An 8,382-nucleotide genomic window follows, 5' to 3' on the forward strand; every position below is an offset into this window, starting at 1 on the left:
GATGTGATGTCGCGTAGAGCAGTGGGGGTATTCTTTAATAGCAGTGTATCACATATTGTTTCCATAGTTCTGAAGGTGGAATGAGAACCGGCTCGAAGAAGCTCAAAAATCAGGAGAGAAGAACTGGTAACGGGCATGGAATGGTACTACGTCTTCATTGACGTATACACAGCCAGCTAACGTTTCTGTGCTGTGAGCCGCTCCATTGCTCTGCTTTTAATACATAGCTATAAATATATGGCCTGTAGTGATTGGAAATTATTTGCGTTTACTTGTTAAGCGCAAACACAAATTAGCGCTCATGTTAGCGCTCATAATAGAGGATACGTCCACAGTTTGTGCAGGTCTGCAATTCGGGGCTGATACGTACTAATTGTAACTCGCTTGGTGTCAGGATAACACGGCACCATTGGCAGGAGTTTTGGTCAACTTTTGATACGGCTCTCCCTTGCTTGGTACGGCGCATCGTTTCATAGCGCTTAACCAGAGTGGGATCTAATTTGGCAACGGCCTGCTGGCGTTTGGTCTGAAAATCCTGCTCACGCGCATCCGCCTGATCACGGCGCGCTTGCAGAGTCTCTTGCTCCTGCTTCCAGAGCTCTTCAGCCTTTTGTAAGGCAACAGCCTTCTGTTCCGCAGTCTCAGCCAGGGACTCAGCCATATCCATCACTTCTAGCAAACGCTCTTCCTGGCGATTTTGTTGAGCATGGAGATTCTGCAACTCATGCTGGAGCACCTGTAATTCTTTGCTATTCTGGATTGTGCCACCATAGAGCCGACGCTCCTGACTAGCGATACGCTGATTCACATCATCCAGTGTCCATTCAGCATCTTTCTGAGCCTGCTGGCCGGAGAGCAATTGTTGCCGTGCCGCTTCATACTCCACGCGCAGCTTCCGCAATGTAGAACTACCTTGCAAGGAGGTAGAAATAGATTGCTTTTCAGCAGAGACACGATCCAATTCAAGATCGATCAGTTGCAACTGATATAAGGCAGCTGCCACTATTGTCGTGTTCATGATAGCCTGGACCCTCCTTATGAAAGCCTACAACGTGCAAAGGATAGTCTATCTATTGTACCGCTTTCCGGACCTAACAGCAATAGTTAACCTATACACAAGAAAGTGCGATATTAACAATTTTTTTGCGATCCTTTCATATCCTGTTCACAGAGCGCCACTATACTTAAGGCAACTTTCATCGGTCTACACCTTTATCTATCGACACGGTCAGACGAACGTAGTTAGCCAGAGCCACATGGGCACAGCTACCTTCGCACAGCTGAGCGGATAGCAACGCTTATCCAAAAATACAGTTCTCTTAAGAAAAGGAGTTTAGCATGCAGATTACGCGCTGGAACAGCCCCACACCGCCTCAGGAACAAGAGTTGCGTCAGAAGATGCATGAGCTTGGATTAAATCCTTATCTATGGTCCAACGCCGCTGGCGATACCTATACTCCACACACGCACAGCTATGATAAAGTCTTATATTGTGTACGCGGTTCAATTCGCTTTACATTACCCGATCAGCTGGATGTCTACGGGCATGCTATTTACGCCAATCTCGCATCTGGGGATTGTATGATTTTGCCTGCCGGCACGCGCCATAGTGCTCAGGTTGGTCCTCAAGGTGTCACATGTATGGAAGCGGCTCGCGCACCACTGATTACCGCCGCCACACTCCTCTCGCTACATCACTCCTAAGCATGCCCAATAGCGCATAAAATGAACACAAACGTAGGTGCGTCCCAAGGCCGCAGCCGAGGTGCGCTTTCCTCATCACGTACGAGAAACGCACCCGTAGGCTCATCCTTACCACAACTGTCATGCCAGGGACGTCACAGCGCGTTGGGGCGAGATGGTCGTACATGAACGGGGAAGCCCCCCCCGTAGGCTCATCCTTGCCACAACTGTCATGCCAGGGGCGTCACAGCGCGTTGGGGCGAGATGGTCGTACGTGAACGGGGAAGCGCACCTCGGTTGCGACCTCGGGACGCACCTACGTTTTTGTTCATTCTCACCAATTCCGGTCTGTTCATCTCTTGTCTGAGTTCGGGGTTTTCGCGTTGTTGCACTATCCATTCTCGTTATTTTAGTGGTATTGCCTGTGAATGACGGCTCCTAGGTGGGTTTGTTTGAATGGGATACGGTGATCTGTGATATACTCTAACATTAATATTGAATGCTTATACCAGCGCAATGAGAACTCGTTCGCAGTGGATAATTGGCAGGCCAGCGATACACGTGCACATGTGCCTGAACACCCACGAGTATCTTTGTATACCTCCTCCAATGCGCCGACGGCCTCTCTTGCCTGTAATCGTTATAGCAACGGCCATGATGTACAGGCGTCCCTCGCTGGCCGTCAACACAGCCTATTTGCCCGCGCAGTGCGCTATTTGGAGAAAGGACCCCATGCACGCTTTAGAGCGCCGAGAGGCCATTATTGTTCTGGATTACGGCTCACAATATAGCCGCTTAATCACCCGTCGTATCCGCGAATGTCAGGTTTATAGTGAACTTGTTCCGGCCAATACAACGCTGGAAGACCTGCAAAAAAATGCCCACCTGGATATTAAAGGTTTTATCTTCTCAGGCGGCCCATCCAGTGTTTATGATGCCGATGCACCTCTCTGTGATCCCGCCATTCTGAATAGCGGACTCCCTATTCTGGGTATTTGCTATGGGATGCAACTGTTGGCACAAGAGTTGGGTGGACATGTCGCTCCAACCCAGGGCTTGCGCGAATATGGTCCTGCTACCATTGAGGTGTTGCCAGAGGCAGCCGAGGATAAACAGATTTTCCGTATTTTCGAGGGTATCTCAGCTACGCCACAACAAACCGATAATCTCGATGCCTCCCAGCCTGAGGTACTGCGCCTGCCTGCCTGGATGAGTCATGGCGATAGTGTCGATAAGCTTCCAGAAGGCTTCCGGGTGCTGGCTCGTACCGAGAGCAATCCTGTCGCGGCGATCGGGGATGCCAGAGGCTATATCGGCCTGCAATTTCATCCCGAGGTGACCCATACGCCACAGGGAAAAGAGATTATCCGCAACTTCCTTTTCCGCATCTGCCATTGTGAAGCCAGTTGGACAGCCGGTCATGTGATCGATGAGGCGGTGGATCTGATTCGTCAGCAGGTAGGATCTGACCATGTGATCTGTGGACTCTCAGGCGGCGTTGATTCGGCAGTGGCGGCCCTGCTGATCCATAAGGCGATTGGCGATCAGCTGACGTGTATTTTTGTCGATACGGGATTGCTGCGGGCCGGTGAGCGTGAGCAGGTTGAGGAGACCTTTGCGAACCATATGCACATTCCCCTGGTGGTGGTCGATGCCCGCCAGCGTTTCCTGGATAAGCTCGCCAATGTGTCTGATCCAGAGCGCAAGCGCAAGATTATTGGCGCGGAATTCATTAGCATCTTTGAGGATGAGGCGGTTCGCCTGGCCGAGACACAGGAGAATGTGACCTTCCTGGCCCAGGGCACCCTGTATCCCGATGTAATCGAGAGTACCAGTCATGATACTGCAACCACGGCCAAGAGCATTAAATCCCATCACAATGTCGGTGGTCTGCCCAGCGAGATGAAATTAAAGCTGGTTGAGCCACTCCGTATGCTCTTTAAGGATGAGGTGCGCGAGATTGGTGCGGCCCTGGGACTGCCTGAAGAGTGGGTCTGGCGTCATCCTTTCCCCGGTCCAGGTCTGGCGATCCGTGTGATCGGTGCCGTCGATGAGCCAAAACTGAAAGTATTGCGCGAGGCGGATCGCATTGTGATTGAAGAGATCCGCAAAGCTGGCATCTATCGCGAATTGGGACAGGCATTTGCGGTCCTGACACCTGTGCAGAGTGTGGGCGTAATGGGCGATTATCGCACCTATGCCTATCTGGTTGCGGTACGCGCCGTGACGACCGGCGACTTTATGACCGCCGACTGGGCCCGCCTGCCAGATGAACTGCTGGGACGTATCTCAAACCGTTTGACCAATGAGATCGCGGAGATCAATCGTGTTGTCTATGACATCACTTCGAAGCCACCTTCGACGATTGAATGGGAATAAAAGCAGAGGTACAGCATCTCAATGCTTGAATTTGAAGTACTGGCACGTGGTCTCTATCGACCCGAGCAGCTAGAGATAGAGTATCAAGCACAGCAGCGCCTGCAATTCGCTCCAGAGTTGCAGGCGGCTCTGGATAGCGATTGGCAAAATCAACTGCAACAGGCATCCCAACAGCAGCGCCTGCTCTTCGATGCTCCCCTGTATCGCTTGCTCTCCGTCCCACCAGCGCACACATCCGACCGACTGCATCTGATTCTGGGTGACACGAGCTATAAAGAATATGTTACGACACGCACCCGTGCCTTCGCGGATCAACATACCAGAAGCGAACTCGGCAATCCTCTCGCCGTTTGCTCCGTTGTTGAGACCTGCGACCATGTGATCCTGCTCGATCAGCGCCAGGGCGTGGATGTCTATGTGGGACGCTATCATGTCATCGGCGGCTTCTTTGAACGCGACCGGGATATCACTGCTCAACAACCTGATCCCTTCAGAGCCATCCGGCGCGAAATTCGGGAAGAGACCGGCATCCAGGAACAGGATATTCAGGAGCAATATTGCCTGGGACTGGTCTATGATCTCACCATGCCGCACAGCGAACTCTGCTTCCTAACACGCCTGCGCATTCCCCTCACCGAGGTACAGAAAAGGGTAGCGGAAGATCAAGAGATTAAAACGCTGCACACATTATCTGTGACAGCCAAAAGCTTACAACAATTTATCCTTACCCACCACGGCAATATCTCAGCTACCGGCGAGCCCAATCTACTCTTTTATGGCGCCTGGAAATTTGGCGAAAGCTGGTTAGCTGATATCATGCACAAGCTTGATGCATGAATTTTCGCATCTTCGGCCCTCAATTTTTGGTTCTCCGTCCTTTGGGGGGAAATGATGAGGTATTCTCATACCGTTCCTCCCAGAAGAATACGTACACGGAGATTACGAAAATTACGATAGCCATACGCCTGGCGCATCATGGCTTTGGTTCGATTATTTTTGCCTTCGACAAACCCATTGGTGAGACGATTTGGCAGAAAGCGGAAAAACGCCAGGATTTCTGCTTTCCAATTGACAAAGGTTGAAAGGGCCTGGCGCATGGGCTCCGGCCCTGTTTCCCGGACCTGTATGATCCAGGCATCGAGTTGCGCCTCAGCGGTTTTCATGGTGGCTTGAGCATACCAGGTTCGCAACGCTTCTTTGAGCTCCCACGCGTGCGCCAGAGCAGGCAGATGTGTGGCAATGCGAGCCCGTTCGTGCTCTTGTTCTGCCGTCAGATCTTCTTTAGCACATAGGAACAGATGTTGTTTGCGATGCAACAGGATGCACCCTTCTTTTTTATGAGCCCAACTGGAAACGACTTTGCGAAAGGCTTTCATGAGATGCTGAATGACATGAAAATGATCCACCACAATCTGCACCTGAGGCAACGCCTTTCTGACAGCAGGAGCAAAGGAAGCGCTCATATCCATGCTCACCGCCTGGACGTTTTCAGGATGCTCCAGCCGGTTGAGCAAGGCAACCACATCGTCGAGTTTGCGACCAAGGCAGACCTCCATCACCTCTCGCTGCTCCAGATTACAGAGAATGGTTGCATAGCGATGACCTTTGCGCACGGCAAATTCGTCAATTCCCAAAAAACGAGGCGTGGGCAACGGGCCGAGAGCATGCTCATCCAGACCTCGAGCTTGCAAAAGAGGCGTACTCAGGTGGTGCAAACACTCCCGGACAAAACGCGGACCCACCGCAAAGGTGTCTGCCACCTGTTCTACTGGCTGGGTCATCGCGTGCTTCCCAAGAGTTTCCCGCAATCGCCTTGTGGTCCTTCTCTGACGGCCACAGGCCTTATCCGGCTCCGTAAAGGTGTGGCGACAGGTGCTACAGCGAAAGCGACGTTTGATCATGATCAGGTTCACACGAGAGGTTCGCACCATCAGATCGCGCTTGACACGATCGCGACGATCATGAATGCGATCACAGGAGACCTGACACTGAGGGCAGATCGCTGTCTGCTGCTTTGCGATCACTCTGACGCTCACACTTCCATCGTGATGCCACGTTTGGCTCACGACCTGGAATTCAGGCAAATCAAGGGGAATGAGAATTCCTTCCTCAAGGGCTTTTCCTTCGTCGTATTCTTTGGTATGCTGATCTGGCAAGGCTTGTTTCTCCTGAACGTGGTGGTGTTTGTTTTCTTACCAAGTTCAACGAAGAATGAGCCTCTTTCTTGTTCTCCTTTCTCCTGTTCTGGCTGGTTTGGTCAAGCTCATCAGTTCCCCCTAAAGGACGGAGAGCCCAATTTTTTAGTGTGATGTGCATAAAATACTCTTCATACTTATAAATCATAAAATATATATTTTATGATTATTCCACTAATTAACAAAACTTTTAAGGCAAAAAAGGACGCAAGCCTTTTGATTGCTGACCGAGCGTGGCTCAACATGTAGAAAGAATCCCGCAGGCAAAGGTATTGTAATACAACGAATTTTTGAGCTAGGAGCGGCGGGGCAGGCCAACATGCCTATTCTTGCTCATCCTTCGCCAGTGCTCCTTGTGGCGGGTAAAAAGCAGGAACACAATGCTATATTCGTTTGTCCTTCGTTGAATTGCTACAGCTTCTTCCTACTGCACATCCGCATTATACCTTTCTAAGGTAAGCCATCATAATTACTTTAAATAAAATACTTATGAACGGCCGTTCTCAATTTGGCTCTTTTACTATATTTAGTTACTATTTTAAACTCCAAACATTGATTACAATAACCTAATCCAGTTATATCTGGATACCATATATTCTATAACTATCAACAGATAAAACTTAAAATATCAATAAGCTTGACAATACATAATTGTCAATGTTAATATATTTAAACTTGTTGATTTATAAATATTAAATATTAGTTTTTGTCACTCCCTAGTTGCAGACAGGCTTAAAGCTAGCTTGTACATAAAATACTTGCTTGCATTTATTTTTCGATATAAATTGCAAAAACCCCAAAATTCCAATTAGGGAGGATGACCTGCGATATTTCAATTTTATTCAGCAAGCCGTTTCATTAATATATTAGCCTTATTGAAAGGGATGTCAAATGAGGAAAATTTTATCCTTATTTTCAAGTGTTACGTTATGTTTGATCGTGTTGTTTCTTAGTACCGTTAATGCTTCCGCTCATTCAGCCAGTGGTATTCCCGGGCACCACAACAACATATCAAATAGCAGTGTTATTCCTTATGCGGGTAACAGCTATAATGGCCAACAACCTGATACCTCAGGTTGCTGGGATTCTTCTGCTTACATTGTGAAAAGTGCGACAGGTACCTATAATGGAAATCCAGTCTTGATATATTTATGGTATTCCCCAACTTGTGGTACCAATTGGGGGGATTTTCAGATCACCAACCACGTAACCTTTAATTTAAGTGCACAGGTAACTAGAAATAGTGATTATTTAACTGAAAGTGACTATTTCACGGGATGGAGAGTATGGTCTACGATGGTCTATGCACCAACCACGACCGCATATGCTTGTGGTTTTGTGATATATCACACTTCGAATTTTGATGGACAAGCTTATGAGCTTTGTGTTTCACAATAAACATCATGTGCTTGATGTGGAATTACGACTGTGAGATATTTTACACAACATTGTATCAATTAAATATAGTGCTACTCGGGTACCCTATAGAGCGTTTTTGATCTCAAAATTATTAGCTATTGCCCCATCAATAGCTATTCAATTACTATTTTTTGGGGCTTTTCAGATGATAGCTGATACATATGTAGATGGCATGTATTTAGTTGCCAAGTTTTAGTATTATTTGGGAACCAAATATATGTTTAGCTTTAATCAAAGAAATTTGATCAGATAATAGGGCTCGGTATCTCACTCATCATTTTTTGTAACTAGTGCCTCTGCCCGCGCAAGCGACTGAATTATGACAACAGTTTATTGAAAGGGATGTCAAATGAGGAAAATTTTATCCTTATTTTCAAGTGTTACGTTATGTTTGATCGTGTTGTTTCTTAGTACCGTTAATGCTTCCGCTCATTCAGCCAGTGGTATTCCCGGGCACCACAACAACATATCAAATAGCAGTGTTATTCCTTATGCGGGTAACAGCTATAATGGCCAACAACCTGATACCTCAGGTTGCTGGGATTCTTCTGCTTACATTGTGAAAAGTGCGACAGGTACCTATAATGGAAATCCAGTCTTGATATATTTATGGTATTCCCCAACTTGTGGTACCAATTGGGGGGATTTTCAGATCACCAACCACGTAACCTTTAATTTAAGTGCACAGGTAACTAGAAATAGTGAC

General features: G+C 48.0%; 7 protein-coding genes. 5 read left to right on the plus strand and 2 right to left on the minus strand.

Going from position 1 to position 8,382, the window contains the following annotated elements:
* Positions 1 to 304: 304 nt before the first annotated feature.
* The gene (locus F1593_RS14125; RefSeq protein ID WP_149402207.1) at positions 305 to 1,018 is read right to left on the minus strand and encodes a zinc ribbon domain-containing protein; all 714 of its coding nucleotides are present in this window, start codon (positions 1,016 to 1,018) and stop codon (positions 305 to 307) included.
* A gap of 320 nt (positions 1,019 to 1,338) precedes the next feature.
* On the opposite strand from F1593_RS14125, the gene F1593_RS14130 reads away from it, so the two are divergent.
* The 3 genes from F1593_RS14130 to F1593_RS14140 all read left to right on the plus strand — a co-directional run bounded on the left by F1593_RS14130 (position 1,339) and on the right by F1593_RS14140 (position 4,899).
* Entirely contained in the window at positions 1,339 to 1,704 is a 366-nt protein-coding gene (locus tag F1593_RS14130; protein ID WP_149402208.1) for a cupin domain-containing protein, read from the plus strand.
* A 711-nt stretch (positions 1,705 to 2,415) separates the two neighbouring features.
* On the plus strand, positions 2,416 to 4,062 hold the full coding sequence (guaA, locus tag F1593_RS14135) for a glutamine-hydrolyzing GMP synthase (protein ID WP_149402209.1): 1,647 nt from the start codon (positions 2,416 to 2,418) through the stop codon (positions 4,060 to 4,062).
* Positions 4,063 to 4,083: 21 nt separating this feature from the next.
* Positions 4,084 to 4,899 carry an NUDIX hydrolase gene (locus F1593_RS14140; protein WP_149402210.1) on the plus strand — a complete coding sequence of 272 codons (816 nt, stop codon included), beginning with the start codon at positions 4,084 to 4,086 and terminating at the stop codon, positions 4,897 to 4,899.
* A 65-nt stretch (positions 4,900 to 4,964) separates the two neighbouring features.
* On the opposite strand, the gene F1593_RS14145 is transcribed toward F1593_RS14140, so the two are convergent.
* Positions 4,965 to 6,218, minus strand: a complete 1,254-nt coding sequence (locus F1593_RS14145; RefSeq protein ID WP_149402211.1) for an ISL3 family transposase — start codon at positions 6,216 to 6,218, stop codon at positions 4,965 to 4,967.
* 930 nt (positions 6,219 to 7,148) lie between these two features.
* On the opposite strand from F1593_RS14145, the gene F1593_RS14150 reads away from it, so the two are divergent.
* Both F1593_RS14150 and F1593_RS14155 read left to right on the plus strand, forming a co-directional pair.
* The gene (locus tag F1593_RS14150) at positions 7,149 to 7,655 is read left to right on the plus strand and encodes a DUF2690 domain-containing protein (protein ID WP_149402212.1); all 507 of its coding nucleotides are present in this window, start codon (positions 7,149 to 7,151) and stop codon (positions 7,653 to 7,655) included.
* 370 nt (positions 7,656 to 8,025) lie between these two features.
* Positions 8,026 to 8,382: DUF2690 domain-containing protein (locus F1593_RS14155; RefSeq protein WP_172632116.1), on the plus strand; the 357-nt coding region annotated here is incomplete at its 3' end.

The organism is Dictyobacter arantiisoli (genome assembly GCF_008326305.1).
In the GTDB taxonomy this organism is placed as follows: domain Bacteria; phylum Chloroflexota; class Ktedonobacteria; order Ktedonobacterales; family Ktedonobacteraceae; genus Dictyobacter; species Dictyobacter arantiisoli.